This is a genomic window from Rhodomicrobium lacus (assembly GCF_003992725.1).
GTDB classification, from domain to species: Bacteria; Pseudomonadota; Alphaproteobacteria; order Rhizobiales; family Rhodomicrobiaceae; genus Rhodomicrobium; species Rhodomicrobium lacus.
In genome coordinates this window covers 1602155-1619745 of sequence record NZ_RZNF01000012.1, presented here as the reverse complement: position 1 = coordinate 1619745, position 17591 = coordinate 1602155, and the positions used below count along the sequence as shown (strand labels likewise).

At 59.5% G+C, this 17591-nt stretch carries 14 protein-coding genes and 2 tRNA genes; 7 read left to right on the top strand and 9 right to left on the bottom strand.

Features of this window, described 5'->3' with window-relative positions; translation table 11 throughout:
- Positions 1–15: 15 nt before the first annotated feature.
- The 4 genes from scpB to EK416_RS16795 form a co-directional block, all read right to left on the bottom strand.
- Complete coding sequence (gene scpB / locus EK416_RS16810; protein ID WP_127079527.1) at positions 16–933, bottom strand: methylmalonyl-CoA decarboxylase; 918 nt, start codon at positions 931–933, stop codon at positions 16–18.
- A gap of 395 nt (positions 934–1328) precedes the next feature.
- Positions 1329–1413, bottom strand: a tRNA-Tyr gene (locus EK416_RS16805).
- Positions 1414–1652: 239 nt separating this feature from the next.
- Positions 1653–1952 carry an antibiotic biosynthesis monooxygenase family protein gene (locus EK416_RS16800; RefSeq protein ID WP_127079525.1) on the bottom strand — a complete coding sequence of 100 codons (300 nt, stop codon included), beginning with the start codon at positions 1950–1952 and terminating at the stop codon, positions 1653–1655.
- Between the two features lie 66 nt (positions 1953–2018).
- Entirely contained in the window at positions 2019–2546 is a 528-nt protein-coding gene (locus EK416_RS16795; RefSeq protein ID WP_127079523.1) for an SH3 domain-containing protein, read from the bottom strand.
- A gap of 83 nt (positions 2547–2629) precedes the next feature.
- On the opposite strand from EK416_RS16795, the gene EK416_RS16790 reads away from it, so the two are divergent.
- Both EK416_RS16790 and EK416_RS16785 read left to right on the top strand, forming a co-directional pair.
- Positions 2630–3619 carry a 2-hydroxyacid dehydrogenase gene (locus tag EK416_RS16790; RefSeq protein ID WP_013419867.1) on the top strand — a complete coding sequence of 330 codons (990 nt, stop codon included), beginning with the start codon at positions 2630–2632 and terminating at the stop codon, positions 3617–3619.
- A gap of 83 nt (positions 3620–3702) precedes the next feature.
- Positions 3703–4044 (top strand): TfoX/Sxy family protein, encoded by a 342-nt coding sequence (locus EK416_RS16785; RefSeq protein ID WP_127079521.1) that lies wholly within the window; start codon positions 3703–3705, stop codon positions 4042–4044.
- Positions 4045–4126: 82 nt separating this feature from the next.
- Here the strand turns inward: EK416_RS16785 and ybaL are convergent, their stop codons facing one another.
- Together ybaL and EK416_RS16775 are read right to left on the bottom strand one after the other, a co-directional pair.
- Positions 4127–5965, bottom strand: a complete 1839-nt coding sequence (gene ybaL, locus EK416_RS16780; RefSeq protein ID WP_127079519.1) for a YbaL family putative K(+) efflux transporter — start codon at positions 5963–5965, stop codon at positions 4127–4129.
- Between the two features lie 267 nt (positions 5966–6232).
- The gene (locus EK416_RS16775; protein ID WP_127079518.1) at positions 6233–6862 is read right to left on the bottom strand and encodes a glutathione S-transferase family protein; all 630 of its coding nucleotides are present in this window, start codon (positions 6860–6862) and stop codon (positions 6233–6235) included.
- 902 nt (positions 6863–7764) lie between these two features.
- Between EK416_RS16775 and EK416_RS16770 the strand changes: the two genes are divergently transcribed.
- The 3 genes from EK416_RS16770 (at position 7765) to tnpB (ending at position 13591) form a co-directional block, all read left to right on the top strand.
- On the top strand, positions 7765–9198 hold the full coding sequence (locus tag EK416_RS16770) for a glycosyltransferase family 4 protein (RefSeq protein WP_164730077.1): 1434 nt from the start codon (positions 7765–7767) through the stop codon (positions 9196–9198).
- A gap of 115 nt (positions 9199–9313) precedes the next feature.
- Complete coding sequence (locus EK416_RS16765) at positions 9314–13297, top strand: rhamnan synthesis F family protein (protein WP_127079514.1); 3984 nt, start codon at positions 9314–9316, stop codon at positions 13295–13297.
- Positions 13298–13378: 81 nt separating this feature from the next.
- Positions 13379–13591 carry an IS66 family insertion sequence element accessory protein TnpB gene (tnpB, locus tag EK416_RS18260; protein WP_425376129.1) on the top strand — a complete coding sequence of 71 codons (213 nt, stop codon included), beginning with the start codon at positions 13379–13381 and terminating at the stop codon, positions 13589–13591.
- Here tnpB and EK416_RS16755 read toward each other — a convergent pair whose 3' ends face one another.
- Together EK416_RS16755 and EK416_RS16750 are read right to left on the bottom strand one after the other, a co-directional pair.
- On the bottom strand, positions 13592–14158 hold the full coding sequence (locus EK416_RS16755) for a PQQ-dependent catabolism-associated CXXCW motif protein (RefSeq protein WP_127079510.1): 567 nt from the start codon (positions 14156–14158) through the stop codon (positions 13592–13594).
- A 416-nt stretch (positions 14159–14574) separates the two neighbouring features.
- A tRNA-Leu gene (locus EK416_RS16750) sits at positions 14575–14659 on the bottom strand.
- 307 nt (positions 14660–14966) lie between these two features.
- Here EK416_RS16750 and EK416_RS16745 point away from each other — a divergent pair.
- Both EK416_RS16745 and EK416_RS16740 read left to right on the top strand, forming a co-directional pair.
- Positions 14967–15728 carry an outer membrane protein gene (locus tag EK416_RS16745; protein ID WP_164730076.1) on the top strand — a complete coding sequence of 254 codons (762 nt, stop codon included), beginning with the start codon at positions 14967–14969 and terminating at the stop codon, positions 15726–15728.
- A gap of 282 nt (positions 15729–16010) precedes the next feature.
- Positions 16011–17066 carry a cysteine synthase A gene (locus EK416_RS16740; protein WP_127079506.1) on the top strand — a complete coding sequence of 352 codons (1056 nt, stop codon included), beginning with the start codon at positions 16011–16013 and terminating at the stop codon, positions 17064–17066.
- Here EK416_RS16740 and EK416_RS16735 read toward each other — a convergent pair.
- Positions 17036–17491, bottom strand: coding sequence for an NlpC/P60 family protein (locus EK416_RS16735; protein ID WP_127079504.1), 456 nt, complete (start codon positions 17489–17491; stop codon positions 17036–17038). The genes EK416_RS16740 and EK416_RS16735 overlap by 31 nt on opposite strands.
- Positions 17492–17591: the final 100 nt, after the last annotated feature.

The window sequence follows — 17591 nt, the reverse complement described above, 5'->3', positions numbered from 1 at the left end:
CGATTGCCGCCCCGATCACCTGCCCTGGAAATTCGGCTTTCGTTTTTCGAGGAAGGCATCGATGCCCTCCTCGTAGTCGGCGCTCTCGTAAACCTCGCGCCGCATGTTCTGGATGCGCTCGAAAACCTGCGCCGCCACCGGCTGGAAGTCGGTCAGCACCCGAAGCTGTTCTTTCACCACGGCGATGGCGAGCGGCGCCTTCGTGGCAATGTGCTCCGACAGTTCCAGCGTGAAGGCTTCGATCTCCGCCGACGGCACAAGGTGGTTGATGATGCCCCAGCGCGCGGCGGCTTCCGCCTTTACCGGGCTGGCGGTGAAGAACATTTCCTTGATGAAATTCACCGGGAGCCGGTTGAGGCAGTGCAACAGGCCGGTGGTGTTGTAGGGCAGGCCGAGATTGACCGGCGTGATGGCGAAGGTGGACGTTTCGTCAGCGACGATCATGTCGCAGGACAGGACGAGGTCGAACGCGCCGCCCCAGACCGAACCCTGCACCATAGCGATGACGGCGCCCGGATACGAGCGTATCGCGCGCAGCGCCTGCTCCAGCGGATCGGCATAGCCGAGCGGATCCTGGTGCCCGCGCCGCAATTCCTTGATATCATGGCCGGCGGACCAGACCTTGATCCCTTTCTGCCCGCGCACGATCACCACCCGCACCGCCTGCGCCTTGAAGCTGTCGAGCGCGGAGGTGATCGCATCGAGCAGCGCTGAACTCAGCGCGTTGCGCTTGGCTGTGTTGTTGAGCGTGATGGTCCCGATATGACCGGTCACCTCGGTGAGGATGACGGGTTCAGGGGCTTGGACCGCCGTGTCGAGTGAAGCCTTGATCGTTTCGATTGCCGAAGCGGTTTCGGCTGTCTCGGCCGTGACGCCGGTGCGGCGCTCATCGAACTCGGGTGCGGAAGCAGCAGGAGGGGACGTTTCAGCCACGATCTATCCTTCGCCGGGAGCGTCGGGCGTAAAGGAACGCATCGCCGCTCGGTTATCGATTTCCAGTCACTTTAGAGCGCTTTCGAGCGAAATGTAGCGGGTCGGCGTGAAGAAAAAGCGTCGACCCAAAACCCCGCTCCGCTTCGAGATTTCTTTTCGGGTTTCCAGATATCACGAAATTCCCGATCCTCGATCCTCGATCCAAGCGAGTGCGCTGTCGTGCTTCAAACGCTCCGGGATGATCGCCCTGGCCGAATGCGGCTGCGAAACCGCCTTGCCGGGACCAGTCCATCAACGACCGCCCGAAACTGAGCGTCAAACCGAGACAGAAACCCCTATAGGCGCCTGCCGCCTGGACCGCCGAGGATTGTGTAGGAGTTGCCGTGAGCGTGAGATGGTGGAGGGGGTTGGATTCGAACCAACGTAGGCTTAGCCAACGGATTTACAGTCCGTCCCCTTTAGCCACTCGGGCACCCCTCCGGGAGAATTACCGCGCCGTTCCTCACATAACATACCGCCGCTTTTGCAACGGAAGCCCGGATCACCGCTCGGTTCGGGGTTCATAGCATCACACTTCGCGCGATGCAACGATGGAAGACGCGAACTTTCCACACGGAAGACAATTTTTGACGCGCTCGTTTTCGACCCTTCCCGGGCAAAAGGCGTTCTGTCGCGGTCAACAGCGAGCGGGCCGCGACAGGCTCAAAGGTGGCCGCTCGTCAGAACGCGGTCAGCGCCACATTCGTATGCTCGACATGGGGCGGCTGGGCGAAGAACGGCCCCGCGAGTTTCCGCCACTCCTGAAAATTCTCCGAACTGCGGAAATGCACGATGTGGTCGTCGAGCGTTTCCCAGCGGATGACGAGGCGATATTTCGACGGGGCTTCGATCGTGCGCTGAAGCTCAAGGCCAAGGCAGCCCTTCGAACGCTGGAAGAACGGCGCGGCTTCCTTCACCGCCGCCTCGAACGCCGCTTCCTCGCCCTCTTTCACCAGAATTTCGCAAATTTCGTAGACCATTACCGTCCCCTCAAACGGTGCGCCGACGTCAGGACGCACCTCATCATTGCCCGCGCGCAGGCGCCGCTATTTCACCTTCTCGCCGGGATATACACCCCAAAGGCTCTTCTGCGGCAAATATCCCTTCTGCCTGCTCGCATAGACCTCGCAATCCTCGCCATCGCATTGCGCGATATCGACGATTGCGCCCGGCTCGATCTGCGCGACGAGTGTGCCGCCGCCGCGCGACGAAGTCAGTCGGAACAGCATGCGATCCTTCACCCACGGCGCGACAACCGCCGTGCGCCGCGCGCTCGTCAGCGCCGCATTGACCCAGCCCGTGCCGCCTTCCGAATCGCGCACTTGCCGCCAATTCTCGAACTCGCCGATCACTTCGACCGGCAATCCCGCGCGGCGAAACACCCACGCGATCTGATAATCGCCGCCGGGGCCGACGCGCGCGTTCACCTCGCTCGCCTTCAGACTGACGAAGCGCGGCAAAGGCAGGCCGGTGACCGGCCCGGCATTGCGTTGCCCCGCCTCCTGAGCTAACGATGCACCGGAAGAAAACGAGAACGCGACTAATATGCCGCAAATGATCCGAAGCTTTGTCATCGCGGGCCGTATCTGTTAGATAACGGGATCGAGATTGCGTTGCACCTGTCCATCAAGGCCAAGCCGGCCATGTCGAGCCCCCTATGACCGCACAAAACGTTAAAGTCGTCGTCACCCGCAAACTTCCCGAGCTTGTCGAGGCCCGCATGCGCGAGCTTTTCGACGTGACGCTCAATGCCTCCGACGCACCGATGACGCGGGACCAGCTCGCGGCGGCGATGCGAACGGCAACCGTGCTCGTTCCTACCGTAACCGACCGGATTGACAAGACGCTTCTTTCATCGGCGGGCCCTCAACTGAAGCTGATCGCCAACTATGGCACGGGCGTCGACAACATAGACCTCGAAACGGCGCGCAATCGTGGCATCATCGTCACCAATACGCCGGGTATCCTTACCGAAGATACAGCGGACATGACGATGGCGCTGATCCTTTCCGTGCCGCGCCGCCTCGTGGAAGGGGCCGACTACCTGCAGGACGGCAAGGAGTGGCACGGCTGGTCGCCGACGTGGATGCTCGGCCACCGCATCTGGGGCAAGAAGCTCGGCATCATCGGCATGGGCCGCATCGGCCGCGCCGTCGCGCGCCGCGCCAAGGCATTCGGCCTGTCGATCAACTATCATAACCGCCGCCGCGTGCCCGGCGCGGTGGAAGCCGAACTCGGTGCGACCTATTGGGAAAGCCTCGATCAGATGCTCGCCCACATGGACATCATTTCTGTGAACTGCCCGCATACGCCCGCGACGTTCCATCTGCTTTCGGCGCGCCGCCTCAAGCTCTTGAAGCCGACGGCCTATATCGTCAACACGGCGCGTGGCGAAGTCATCGACGAGAACGCGCTGTCGCGCATGGTCGAAGCGGGTGAGGTTGCGGGCGCCGGCCTCGACGTGTTCGAGAACGAGCCGGCGATCAATCCGAAGCTGCTGCGCAATCCGAAAGTCGTGGTTCTGCCGCATCTCGGTTCCGCGACCATCGAGGGGCGCCTCGACATGGGCGAGAAGGTGATCATCAACATCCGCACCTTCCTCGACGGCCACAACCCGCCGGACCGCGTGCACGCCGCGATGTTCTGATCGCGGCCGCGCAGTTGTATTCAGCCATTACGGCCCCGTTCGAAAGGGTTCTCGAACGGGGCCGATCTTCATGGAGACGTCCCGTGGCGTCGCAGCAAGGCACCGCCGATTACATCATCGAGCAGCTTCAGGGCGCGGGCCGCGTGTCCGCCCGCAAGATGTTCGGCGAATATGCGATCTATTGCGACGGCAAGACGGTCGCGTTTGTATGTGACGACCAGCTTTTCGTGAAGCCCACCGTTGCCGGTCGCACTTTTCTCGGAGAACCGCAGGACGGCTTTCCCTATCCGGGCGCGAAGCCGCACTTCTTGATTGCGGGTGAGCGTTGGGACGACGCCGAGTGGCTTTCGAAGCTCGTTGCGCTGACAGCGGGCGAACTGCCGCCCCCGAAGCCAAAGTCTTCTCGAAAGTCGAAAGGCGCGTAGGCTCAAACGGCTGGTCCCGGCACGGGCTTGCCCAAGGTCGAAACCCAAACCGTGGTCGAAGCGTGCGGATGTCTCGAAAGGTTCAGACGACGCGATCCTCGCGCTGGATTTCAGCATCGCCGCCTCGCGATACGGACGTAGCCTTGGGTGTGCCGTCCGGCTCGATGACTGCCGCGCCGCCGGACATCTCTTCGATCAGGCCGCGCGCGATTTCACGCTCGCCCATCACCACCGCGTTCGCGCCAAGCCCCATCAGGTGGTCCACTTCAGCATCGGAGTGGGCGCGCGCCACAATGCGCATGCCGGGGTTCGTCGTGCGCGCCTGACTGACGACCTGTCCGGCCTCGAAGCCGTTCGGGATGGCGACGATAAGGTCGCTTGCTCCCTTCAGATTCGCGGCGGCGAGAACGTCCGAACTCGCCGCGTTGCCGACGATGACCTCGACGCCCTCCGCCCGGAGGTTCGCCAAGGGCTTCTCGCCGTCCTCGATGACAAGGAACGGCTTGCCGCTCTCCTTCAGAGTTTTGCCGACGAGGCTGCCGACGCGGCCATATCCAACAAGCACCGCGTGGTTATCGAGCTTGGTCGGTTGCGGAGGCCCGTCGTTTTCGACGGGATCGGCTTCTTTCTTCTTGGGCTGCTTGGGAGCCGCAACCTCGGGCGCATCGGGTGCCGTCTCCACGGGCGGGCGGCGGCGCTCGAACCATGGCTTCAATCGATCGACGCCCGCGAAAACAAGCGGATTCAGCACGATCGAAAGCAGCGCGCCCGCGAGAATGAGGTCGCGCCCCTGCTTCGGCAAAACGCCGAGTTGAATACCGAGATCGGCAAGGATGAACGAGAATTCGCCTATCTGCGCCAAGCTCGCCGAAATCGTGAGAGCGGTGGCAACGGGATAGCCGAAGCCGATGACGATCAGGAAAGCGCCGACCGACTTGCCGATCACGATGATGAAGAGCACTGCGAGAATTGGGAGCGGGTCGTTGACAAGGCTCGTGGGGTCGAAAAGCATGCCCACGGCGACGAAGAACAGCACCGAGAAGGCATCGCGCAGCGGCAGCGTCTCCTGCGCCGCGCGCTGCGACAGTTCGGATTCGCTCATGATCATGCCCGCGAAGAACGCGCCGAGGGCGAGCGAAACGCCGAACAGTTCCGACGCGCCGAACGCAACGCCGAGTGCGATGGCCAGCACCGACAAGCGGAACAGCTCGCGTGACCCTGTATGCGCCATGCGATGCAGGAGCCACGGGATGACGCGCCTGCCGACGATCAGCATCAGGGCGACGAAGGCGCCGACCTTCGCGAAGGTTACGAAGAGAATGCCGGCAAGGCCGAGGTCGAGACCGAGCCGTGCCGCAAGCGGGTCCGGGGTGTTGCCCGAACCGCCTGTTGCGCCGATCAACGGGCCGAGCGCGGGCAGCAGAACCAGCGCCAGAACCATGGCCAGATCCTCAACGATCAGCCAGCCCACCGCGATGCGGCCGCGTTCCGTCTCGATGAGGCGCCGCTCCTGCATCGCGCGCAGAAGAACCACAGTGCTCGCCACCGAAAGCGCAAGGCCGAAAACGAGCCCCGCACCGACGGGCCACCCCATCGCCATCGCGAGGCCGAGGCCGAGGATCGTCGCGAGCGCGATCTGCACGACCGCGCCTGGAATGGCGATCTTGCGGACAGAGAGCAGATCCGACAACGAGAAATGCAACCCTACGCCAAACATCAGAAGAATGACGCCGAGTTCCGCAAGCTGCGGCGCGAGCGACTGATCGGCGATGAAGCCCGGTGTGTGCGGCCCTACAAGGATGCCCGCGAGCAGATAACCGACCAGTGGCGGCAGGCGGAGGCGGTTTGCGATAGCGCCGAAAATGAACGCGAACCCAAGCCCGCCAACAACGGTAGCAATGAGCGGCGTGTCATGAGGCATGCGGCTATCGTTCCTCGCGTTGGGGATTGCTCAGGTAGAGATACTTATTCCATAAAAGGACTATGCCCGAGCGTTTTCGTCAACCATTTTGGAGCGCCTGCGCTATTTTGCGGCCGAACAAAGTCCTGCACGCCTGCATGCGCGCTCTACAACCTCTTGTCGCATTTTATCGCGGTGCAATAAACCCTTCCGTACCGATATCGGGCGGTTTTCTTGCATCCGGTTTCGCGTTCAGGTTGACGCGCGCATCGCGACCTTGCGCTCTGATCAGGCTTTCTTTGTCTCCGCGAGCAGATCGTCATCGATCCGGGTAGCGCGAATGGCGGCCGGGCGATCCTTGAGACGGTCCCAGTACCGCTCGAACGCGGGGCGCTTTTCCATGGTGCCATGCCGGAGGCCCCATGCGATCTGCGATCCGACGTAGACGTCGGCCGCGCTGAATGTGTCTCCCACGAGATAATCCGACGCGGACACGGCCTTTTCGAGCGCGTCCATCACGGTGACGAAGCTCCCGTAACCGAGCAAACGACCCTGCTGCTCGGACGCCTGAAAGCCGCAGGCCCGGTTGGTGATGGCGGCTTCAAGGGGACCGGCGCCGAAAAACATCCAGCGATAATATCGGCCTCTTTCGGCGCTTTGCGGTGCTGGCGCAAGCCCGGCTTCGGGGAAAGCGTCCGCGAGATAAGCACAGATGGCGGGTGTTTCGGTCACGACCGTTTCGCCGTGGCGAAGCGCCGGAACTTTTCCCATGGGGTTGATGTCGGAATAGGGCGGCGACTTCATGGGCGCACCGAAATCGACGATCTCGGTGTGGTATGGCTGGCCGACCTCTTCCAGCATCCAGCGCACGATGCGGCCGCGCGACATCGGGTTCGTGTAGAAAATCAGTTCTGCCATAAGACTCCTCCCATGCGCTTTTTACCTTTCCAGCTTTAAGGCTGGATCGCGTCGGTCGGATGTCGTTCCGCGCGTTGGCACGCAAAGTTGAACGCATGCGAGCGCGGCAAAGGCCGGGATGCGACTGATGGAAGGGTATGCGGGAGAGGAAAAGAGAGACGAAGCCTTTTTGGCTAGCGGGGGGTGGGGGCCAATGCAGGTGGCTCCGTCTCTCAGGGGCAACTTTTTTAATTCGGGATCGACGTCCCGAGGTTTGCGAGAACTCTAGACCAAACTCGTAAACCAAGCGTTACGTAGGTCCTCCGGGGGCACTCCAGCGCTACGCAAAACTGGCCACTGCGCTTACTGATACTCAACAAACGCTACAGAACTCAGACGCAACAAACGCGGACGCTCTACGAACACACAACCAACTCAACTTTCACAAGCGGCACCGCTTTCCGAGGGGCTTGAAGCGTCGCCGCCCTGTGATGTGATATTGATGCCGCAGCGGTTGGACGAAAATAAGGCCACAAAGCGAAATTTGCTTGACCTGTGTTTTTCTGCACGCCGCGCTGCTTCGGCGAGCATTCGGCCGATAAGTCTGGCGAAGGAATGGCGCCTCTCCAGCCGCATTGGCGGGCGCCAAGCTTGTCAGAGTGCGCGAGAGGACATCGAGAGAAGTCGCCGCTTCGGCTCATCGAGCCCCGCTCTTTGAACGCGGTGCGCATTCTGGGCGGCCATCGATGAATCTGGTATTCAATACACCCGCTTCGCAAGATACAGATGTATAAAGAGATCCCGGCAGAGCCTAAATTGCGGATTATAGCGCACGTGGCATTGATTCCCCCCCCTAGACATCAAAATGATATTGGTTTATTAGAAAAAATATTATATATTACATCGGTGTTTTCATTTCGAAAGTGCTGGGAATACGATTTTTACAAACTGCCCCATTGGGGGTGTTGCTTTACCTTGAAAATGTGATGCTAGCCAAAGCCCCGATCTATTTTCACATAACGGACGTTGTGGAACATGCGATCAAGCACCCGGTACCGACGGGGGTGCAGCGCAGCGTGGTCCGGATCCTCGAAAGCATCGTCCGCCGCAAGGACACTCGAGCAGTGTATGGGCTGCTTCAGCATCCCATATCCGGGAAATACCGAGCCGCGGATCTCTCCTTCCTTCGGGAGCCCTCTCCTTTTCGCGAAATCGCATCAAGCCTGGAACTTGCATCGAACAAGGACCAGTGGATGGCGTCAAAGCTCCGCCGATATGAAAGCGGTTCCTTGAGGTATTTCATCCAAAAACATCGCATGCAGTTGCAGTGGGCCTCTTCGCCAGCCCTGCGCGCCAGAGTTCTCAAATCTGCCGGAAGAGCGGAGGCATCGCCCGTCCTCGACGGCATTCCCGCGCCTGGCGGCTACATCGTCACACTCGGCTCCGGGCGGAACACCGACTACCATGGACTGAAAGCTTTTGCAGAGACGCATGGCTGTCAGTTGATCTCGTTCGTCCACGACATCATTGCCTTATCCGGGGAGCCCTATGCCTCTGACAAGAGCGGGCGCGATCGGAAATGGATCGAGCACGTCGTCTCGGACTCAGCTCTCATCCTCTGCAACTCCCGTTTTACGAAGAAAGAGTTCGAGCGTTATCTGGACGAAAACGACCTGCTGTCGCATGCCGACGTCGTCGTGGCCCGCTTCCCTCATGAATTTCGGATCGAGAGAGATGCGGGGTACTCCGTCCGCGATGAAGTGAGCCGCCTGCTTCCGGAAGACTTCGTCCTCTGCGTCGGTACGATGACCACCCGCAAGAACACGTTGGGGCTACTCGAAGCGTGGCAGCAACTCGAAAAGTCGCTGCTGGAGAAAACACCTTCTCTCGTGCTCGCTGGCGGAGAAGGCAGGGGAGCGGACGAGATCCACGCATTCCTGCGCAAGACCGCAAGCGTAAACGGCACGGTGCAAATCGTCGCCCAGCCAAACGACGCCGAACTCGAACTGCTTTACCGGCACTGCCGATTCACGGTTTTCCCGAGCTGGTACGAGGGTTGGGGTTTGCCTGTCGGCGAAAGCCTCTGGTACGGAAAGCCCGTCATCTGCGCGGCCAGAGCCTCAATGCCCGAAGTCGGCCTGGATTCCGCGACCTATTTCGACCATGGCGAGCCCGCCTCGCTCCTGTCGGCGATACAGAAGATGATCGAGCATCCTGCCGTTCTGCCTCCGGACATAAGGGATCGTTTGACCACATGGGACGACACGGCGGACTCCATCTGGAACGCCATCGGCGCATTCGAGGAACGCAAGAATAGACACCCGTCAGGCACTGTAGGCTGTGTCGGGAGGCAATGACGGAGTACGCGCCCCTTGCATTTTTCTGCCTACCACCAAGAGCTAGAGCTCGACGGTAACAGCCCCTCGATTTATAACTTAGTTAGCTCCGAAGTCGATTAAATAGGCCTAATTCATGGATTTCATTTCTCCTTGCAGTTTTTGGCAGCCCGATTTCGTCGTGGACTCAGCTTGGCTTGAACACGCTCCGTTTGCTTTTTGGCTCGTAGAAGCGCATCGCCCGGGCACAGTCGTGGAACTTGGCACGCATCGGGGCTTTTCCTATTCATGCTTTTGCCAGGCTATCGAGCGTATCGGCCTTGATTCTCGCGCCTATGCCGTCGACACATGGCGTGGTGACGAGCACGCCGGCTTTTATGGTGATGAGATATTCCAGCAGTTAAACGCGTATCACCAGCGTTATGCCTCTTTTTCCCGTCTCATCCGGTCCTCCTTCGACCAGGCGCTGCCTCATTTCGAAGACGGATCTGTGGACCTGCTTCATATCGACGGGCGCCATTTTTATGATGATGTGAAGCACGACTTTGAGAGCTGGTTGCCGAAACTGTCCGACCGCGCAGTCGTGCTGTTTCATGACACAAACGTCAGGGAAAGAGAATTCGGCGTGTTCAAACTCTGGGCGGAACTCCAAACAAGCCGCCCGAGCTTCGAGTTTTTTCACGGCCACGGGCTCGGCGTATTGGCGGCGGGGCATGTGCAGTCGGAGAAACTGGCGCGCTTCTTCGATGCATCAACAGACGATGCTGCCGCGCTTACAGTCCGTAATGCCTATACAAGATTGGGACAAGGCATCGCAGCGCTTGCTGATCGTCGGCATCTTTTACGACAAGTTGAAAAGGAAGTGCATGAGACCAAACTGGCTGCGGCGACGCGCCAGTTGGAGAATGACCGCGCCTCTTCCGCGGATAGTGCGAAGGTGCTTCTTGAGGCGCATGAGGCCGCGCTTCTGCAGGAGCGCGATAGAGGTGCGGAACAAGTCGAAGCCCACCGCTTGCTGAACGAGCGAGAGCTGACCGCTGCTAACGCCCGTTTTCAATCGGTCTTTGCAGAGCTTCGGCACGCACGCAGAAGGCCGATAGCTAATTTGCGGCGCTATATAAGGTGGCGGACAAGCCGAAACATCAAGAAGGCGCGACCATTTCTTAAAGCCTCATTTATCGCACGCATGGAGCGTAGAGAGCAGAAGAATGCACCGGAGACGCTTTCGCTCTTACCTCGGTCGCAGCCAGCAAACCGCGCCGCCGAAAAACGAACACCAGTCAAATTTACTCTCCGGGCATATATCGGGTTTTTGAGGCTTTTGAGCCGATCACCAGTCTTTTCCAAGAAGCGCCGCGCGCGCTTTGCACGCTCGGCGGAAAAAAAACGCATTCGTATCGCGAGAATAAGCGGTCTAGCCGCCCCCGCTGCCTGGGACAAGGTGCTGGGAGAGCGAACGCCGTTACCGGCTTCATCGGGGAATGGGCGGTTGCCAACTATTTGCGTCGTTCTCCATGCGTATTATTTGGATACGGCGCGAGAGATCTTGTTGCTCTTGCGAAACATTCAAGTGCCGTTCGACCTCTTCATAACAACGCCGGAATCGCAGGTCGCGCAAGCCCGCGAGCTGAGCCGCGAAATTCTCCCCGGCACCAAGACGCGCGTGGTTCGCGCCCAAAATCGCGGACGCAATTTCGGGCCGATGCTGGTCGACCTCGCGTCAAATATCGTCCAATATGATCTTCTCCTGCATCTTCATACAAAAAAATCATTGCGTACGGGAAGCGAACAGGATGACTGGCGAAAGCATATTTTGCAAAATCTGATCGGTTCTCCCGGCCAGTCAGATAAAATCATTGAAGCATTTAAAACCAATGACAAACTCGGTGTCGTCGGGCCTGTCACGTGGCCGGGCATGGCACATTGGGTTCATCATTGGTTATCTTCTTCGCCGAAATTGACGGAAGCATTTTTCCATCGACTCGGTATCTTGCACTTTCCCAGGCGCGGCTTTCTTGATTTCCCGATCGGAGGAATGTTCTGGGCGCGTACCTCCGCGCTCTCTCCCTTGTGGTCGGCGAATTGGGTTTACGAAGATTTCGATGCGGAGCCGACGCCCCCAGACGGGACCATTGCCCATATCATCGAGCGAGGCATTAGCGTTATCTGTGAAGCGGCTGGGTATAGATACGGTGAACTGGACCTGGAGGCGGAAACATTGCTGGTCGGTTCTTCCGGCAAGTGTCTCCATCGATATTTCTCATCTCTTCCGCTACTTTGCGACTTAGCCAGAGAGTACGATTCGGTTTCCTTTGACTTTTTCGACACGCTATTCGCACGACTTTCCGTGCAGCCCGAAGACGTGCAAAGCGCCGTCGGTCATGTATTGGCGATCGAAGGATTGCTGCCGAAAGGCGAGGATTTTCTTTCTTTGCGAAAGAAGGCAGAACGGGAAGCCAGACGGACCAAGGGGCACGGCGATGTGAACCTGAAAGAAATCTACGCAGCCTGGCATCTTGCGGCAAGATGGCCTGCTGCCGCTGTCGCGCGAGCTGAAGCCCTGGAGCGAGAAATTGAGGCGAGGGTTCTTACGCCCCGCGCATCCGTACTTGCGTTTGCACGTGAGCTGGCTCGGCTTGGCAAGCTCTCGATCATCAGCGACACATATTTTGAAGCTTCGTTCCTTCGAAATATCTTGGCCGCACATAATGCAGATAACGTGTTTGAGATTCTCGCGTCATCGGAAACCGGTCTTCGAAAAGACACGGCCGAGGTGTGGAAATGGATCAAACGGGAAAAAATTCACAACGGAGCAAGATATCTGCATATCGGCGACAACGAACATTCCGATATGCAACTTCCTCGCGACAACGGCCTAAGTTCGCTTGGCCTGATCAATACTGTCGTCCTGGCAGACTTGCGCGGATGTCCCTTGCCTCCCGGCTGGCGCGAAAGTCGCAGCGATTGGCGCGCAGGCGTTCTGCTAGGACCGCTCGCCGCACGAGTTGGCGGAAATGCCTTCAGACCGCCATTGCCTCAACCCTTCGCTTTCGAGAATGCGCGGGACTTTGGATATTGCATCCTCGGGCCTATCGCCCTCTGTTTCATGTCATGGCTCGTGCAGCGCGCGACCGCAGACGGTGTAGATCGGATCTATTTCCTGGCACGCGGCGCCTATTTCCTTCACCGTCTTTATGAGAAATTGCGAACCTTGGATCCGACCCTGCCCGAGGCCAGATATCTCATGGTTTCTCGTCGGGCAGTCTTGCCAGCGGCTTTCGACGTTTCTCGCGACCCGAAGCCCATCCTTTCGGGAGCTGGTTTTCGCGGAACATTCGGTGAGCTTTTGAAAGCACGCCTCGGCTTGGCACCTGAAGGGCTCGGCGACGATTCCGGCGTCAAACTCAAGCTGCCCGACCATCGCGATCTGGCTTCGAAGCTTATAGAAAAACACGCTGAACGCATCGGTGCTCATTGCGCGGAAGTGAGACAAAATCTTCGCACTTATCTTGAACAGGAAAAATTTTTTCAGTCCACGCGCGCTGCCTTAGTGGATCTTGGGTATTCCGCCACGATTCAAAAAGCGATTCAGGAGTCGACCGGAAGTCCGCTGGTCGGGTACTATTTTGGGACGCGTGTTGCAGCTGCGGAGGTAGAGGCTGGCGGAGGCCAGGTCGCAGCCTGTTTCGGTGCTGAAAGCCGCGGCAAGCCTCCTCCGGATTTTTTTCAATACAGCATGTTGCTGGAAGCTCTTTTTGCCGGACCGAACGGTCAGGTTGACGGCTACGCTGCGAAAGGTTCCGAAGTCTCTCCAGTTTTCAAAGATGAACCGGAAAGCGGAGCCGCTTTCGGAAAGCTGGCCGAAGCGGCTGATGGAATGGAGGCTTATTGCCTTGACCTGGTCCAAGCCTATACGCCTGCAATCCTGCAAGCCGAATTCGATTCGGACCTGGCGCTCGCTCCCATGCGGAAGCTGACGTCAGGGTGGGGAGGAATTCCGTCGGATTTGGCGCCAGCTCTCGTTGTTGACGACGCGTTTTGCGGAAATGGAACCTTGCACGCCCTGCAGCTCTTAGAGAACGTTTTTGGAATAAATATAAGAGTTGCCGAGAACGCGTAAGAGGGGCCTGGACGGGATAAGCAGCCGTCGGTGGGAGCTTAGTGATCATTCAAGTTTCGGGTCGCCCGATACGACGGCTGCATACATCCGCCGCGGATATACATAGCGACGCGGCCGATCGACTTTCGCAAGGGCATGGACGGCTTGGCGGCCGCAATTCAGGCGGTCTTGAAGCTCGATCCGTTTTGCGGCGCCGCCTTCATCTTCCGCTCCAAACGGGCGGACCGGACCGTCAGTATCTGCGAAGCGCCCGCTGCCCCGATGGCTTCTGTCTCCCAGCTCTTCCGCTGCTGACTAGGAATGCGGCTCCGGAATGGGTTGACTTTCCTCCACAGGAAGGCCGGCAGCTTCCCAACCGTCGGTCCCTTCGGGATACCAGTTGACGGAGGTATAGCCGAGCGAGAGCGCGCGCTTTGCGGCGTTCCACGACATCCAGCACTCTCGAAGACAGTAGAAAACCAGCGTTTTCGAGAAATCCCGGCCGCTGGCCTTCTCAAGCCCCTCGCGGAAATAGGCTTCCATGGCGGGGCTTAGAGAGCCGAAGCCCGTGTTTGGCAACCAGATGCTGCCGGGGATGTCGCGGCGCGGCTTTTCCCGCCAGATGGTGCCCGGCGAGAGGTTCGCGGGTCTCGGCGTCCGAGGCAGGACATCGACGAACACAGACGTTTTTGCGCGCCAAAGCGCGGCCGCTGCGGCGGTGTCAAGCACCTTGGCACCGTGGAGGGTTTGGGGTGTCGGAGCGCGATAGGCTTCGGTGCGATAGTCCGGGGGCTCGGGAATTGTTGGCTGTGCGTCGTCAGCCAGCGTGGGGTTCGCGAAAGCCAGCAGAGTGACAGCCAGAAAAAGAAAAGGCTTCGTCATTTTCTCTCCAAAGGGGCGTAAGGAGCGATGCGGCTGCCGGGAGCCACACCAGCTTCATTCGCCGACACAGGCTGCTAAGTGACAGAAAGACTGCATTTTGAAAATCAGCCAATCTTACGATGGAGGCTTCATTCCGCGCGCAGTCCGATATTCAGGCTATGCGTTCCACCGCTCGCGAATCGGGGTCGGGACTCTCCCGGGGCGCGGTTGCGGTGTCGAACACCGCAAGTGTGGCGGAGCACTCGGCACGAACGCCGGAAGCGGAAAGTCCGCGTCTCTGCGGTTACCGGCAACACGACTTAATGCAAGCTGGCGTCGCGGCCTTCCTGGGCCGATCTTTCTCCCGACCGGGCGGGCGCGCGCGGGCGAAACGATGGAATGCCGTCGTGGAAAATCACAAGTGGGGTTTTGGGTGGTGGTGCGGGCGGAGGGGCTCGAACCCCCACGACTTTCGTCACTGGAACCTAAATCCAGCGCGTCTACCAATTCCGCCACGCCCGCATTTCCCGAAGGCTCCGTCGGGGAAGCCTCGCCGGACAGATAGTACGCCGATCATTCTATAGCGGCGTCCGCAGCGTTTTCCAAGTGATAGCGTCCCATTGGGGCGACGATCGCCGAAATGTGTAACTAATTATAAAAAGCAAGTATAGCGCGCGGATCTGTCACTTCTGTGACAGAACAGTTTTTATTTTTGTGGCGATAATGAGACAGACTTATATCCTGTCGCCATTTTAAGTGGTGTTACCACTCGCCAGGCGATGGAAATATGGGCATTTCCGAGTCAATCGGAATTTTTAATGAGGGTATCATGCGCGTTGTTTTTGCGAGCACTCTCGCAATTCTTATGTCTACAGCCGCACAGTCGGCAGATCTATCCTACAAAGACGAAATCAAACCGGCGCAAGAAGCGCCGCTTAGCTGGACCGGCCTCTACGTCGGTGTTCATGGCGGCTACGCCGCGGGTCGCAACGAGTGGCGCGATTTCAGCGATCCGCTATATCCATGGTACGTGGTGCCGGGCTTCGATACGAAATACGATATAGACGGCGCTCTCGCTGGCGGCCAGATCGGCTATAACTGGCAAATCGACCGCACCGTCATCGGCGTCGAGGCCGACGCGGCCTGGGCCGACATCGATGGACAAGGAAAGGGCGGTGCATTTGGCGGAAGTTGCCTTCAAAGTAGCGACCCCTGCACGACAAAGATCGATGCGCTTGGTACGATTGCCGGGCGCGTTGGCGTCGCTTTCGATCACGCGCTGCTTTATGCCAAGGGCGGCGTGGCTTGGGCGCATGCGAAGTACACGGCGGGCTACACCGTGCCGCTCGACCCCGGATACAACTACAGCGGCAAGGAAGAAGAAACGCGTTGGGGCTGGACGGTTGGCGCGGGGCTCGAATATGCCTTCACGTCGAACTTGTCCGCCAAGGTCGAATATAATTACATCGACCTGGGCGACGACCGGGTCAAGATCTTCTACCCGACGGAGTCGACCTTCGCCGCAAGCGGCAAGTCGGACGAAACTCTCCACGTCGTCAAGATCGGCCTGAATTACCGTCTCGGCAGGTAGGTCGAGATCGACGATCTGGCCGCCAGTGCAGCAAAAGAGCCAGTGCCTTTCCGCGCCAAGCGAAAGGCACTGGCCTCACGATCACAGCGAAGGAATCATCCTGAGATCCCACATCGCACGCCCGATTGCGGAACCTGCGTTTCGCGTAGAGACTTTGGAGCGCGATGCTTATTCCACCTGTTCGCTCAAAGGCGGAAATTCCATCTAAACACCGGTTTACGAGTTGTCTGCCTCTTTCAACGGCGCGATCATGACCGCATTCCATTGATCTCCGGCGAGCTCATGACTCACACAATCGACAATTCTGCCCTGAAATCCTCCGTCATCTCAGCCATCGGCAACACGCCGCTGATCCGCCTCAAGCGCGCCTCCGAAGAGACGGGCTGCGAGATCTACGGTAAGGCCGAGTTCATGAACCCCGGCCAGTCGGTCAAGGACCGCGCCGCGCTTTTCATCGTGCAGGATGCGGTGAAACAAGGCGCGCTGAAGCCGGGCGGCACGATCGTGGAAGGCACGGCGGGCAATACCGGCATCGGCATCGCGCTCGTCGCGAACGCTCTCGGCTACAAGGCGGTGATCGTGATCCCCGAGACGCAAAGCCAGGAGAAGAAGGACGCGCTCCGCCTTCTCGGCGCCACCCTCGTCGAGGTTCCGGCCGTGCCGTACAAGAACCCAAACAATTATGTGAAATATTCGGCGCGGCTTGCCCACAAGCTCGCCGCCGAGCGGCCGGAAGGCGCGATCTGGGCGAACCAGTTCGACAATATCGCGAACCGGCGCGCACATATCGAGACGACGGCGGAAGAGATCTGGCGGCAAACCGCCGGTCGCGTGGACGGCTTCATCTGCTCGGTCGGCACCGGCGGCACGCTCGCGGGCACATCGCTCGGGCTCAAGGCGAAGCGCCCGGGCATTGTTGTCGCCGTCGCGGACCCGTTCGGATCGGCGATCTACAGCCACTACGCCCACGGCACGCTCGAAGCGACCGGTTCATCGATCACCGAGGGCATCGGGCAAGGCCGCATAACGGCAAATCTCGCGGGCGCAGGCGTCGATGGCGCGTACCGGATCCCCGACGAAGAAGCGCTCGACGTGGTGTTCCGCCTTCTGACCGAGGAAGGGCTGTGCGTCGGCGGCTCGACCGGCGTCAACGTTGCGGGCGCGGTGCGGCTGGCGAAGGATCTCGGCCCCGGCCATACCATCGTGACCATCCTCGCGGACTACGGCACGCGCTACCAGTCGAAGCTCTTCAACCCGGAATTCCTGCGCGGCAAGGGGCTGCCCGTTCCGCCGTGGCTCGACACGCCTCAGACGCTGCCGACCGTTTTCGAAGGCTGAGCGGCGCGTCGGATCGGGCGTTTCGCGCCGATGAGGTTGGCATATTCCGGGCGCGCGGCGAAATCCGCGAGCGTCCAGAGCGTTGGCGTGCCGACATGTTTCGCAAGATGCGCGACAAGCCCCGCGCCCATGTAGACCCCGACATGCGCGCCGTAGGTTTCGGATTCACGATTGAAGAACAGCAGGTCGAGCGGCTCGATCTCATTCACATGCTGCGTGAACACCTCGTCCGCCCACAGCTCGCTCGACCGGAAATCCGCGATCTCGCAGCCGTAATGCCGGATCACCGCATACGCGAAGCGCTGGCAGTTCGCTCCGTGCAGGGCGATGCTGCCCGCGCAGCCAGGGATGCTCCGCGCGACGTAGCGAACGGCGCTCAGAGCAGCCGGGATCGCGAGCGGTTCCGATGCTTCGTTCGACGGCACGATGTCGCTCCCGGTGGACCCGGCGCGCCTTTGACGCATTATCCATACCGTTCCGCGCGCTCACAGGTTAACTTATACAAAATCAACGATTCAGGGGGAA

What these genes read in the sequence shown, in the direction of transcription:
- EK416_RS16765 (WP_127079514.1), top strand. Translation starts at nt 9,314, where the DNA reads ATGGATTTCATTTCTCCTTGCAGTTTTTGGCAGCCCGATTTCGTCGTG.
- EK416_RS16775 (WP_127079518.1), bottom strand. Translation starts at nt 6,862, where the DNA reads ATGGCAGAACTGATTTTCTACACGAACCCGATGTCGCGCGGCCGCATC.
- EK416_RS16745 (WP_164730076.1), top strand. Translation starts at nt 14,967, where the DNA reads ATGCGCGTTGTTTTTGCGAGCACTCTCGCAATTCTTATGTCTACAGCC.
- EK416_RS16800 (WP_127079525.1), bottom strand. Translation starts at nt 1,952, where the DNA reads ATGGTCTACGAAATTTGCGAAATTCTGGTGAAAGAGGGCGAGGAAGCG.
- EK416_RS16740 (WP_127079506.1), top strand. Translation starts at nt 16,011, where the DNA reads ATGACTCACACAATCGACAATTCTGCCCTGAAATCCTCCGTCATCTCA.
- ybaL (WP_127079519.1), bottom strand. Translation starts at nt 5,965, where the DNA reads ATGCCTCATGACACGCCGCTCATTGCTACCGTTGTTGGCGGGCTTGGG.
- EK416_RS16795 (WP_127079523.1), bottom strand. Translation starts at nt 2,546, where the DNA reads ATGACAAAGCTTCGGATCATTTGCGGCATATTAGTCGCGTTCTCGTTT.
- EK416_RS16790 (WP_013419867.1), top strand. Translation starts at nt 2,630, where the DNA reads ATGACCGCACAAAACGTTAAAGTCGTCGTCACCCGCAAACTTCCCGAG.
- EK416_RS16755 (WP_127079510.1), bottom strand. Translation starts at nt 14,158, where the DNA reads ATGACGAAGCCTTTTCTTTTTCTGGCTGTCACTCTGCTGGCTTTCGCG.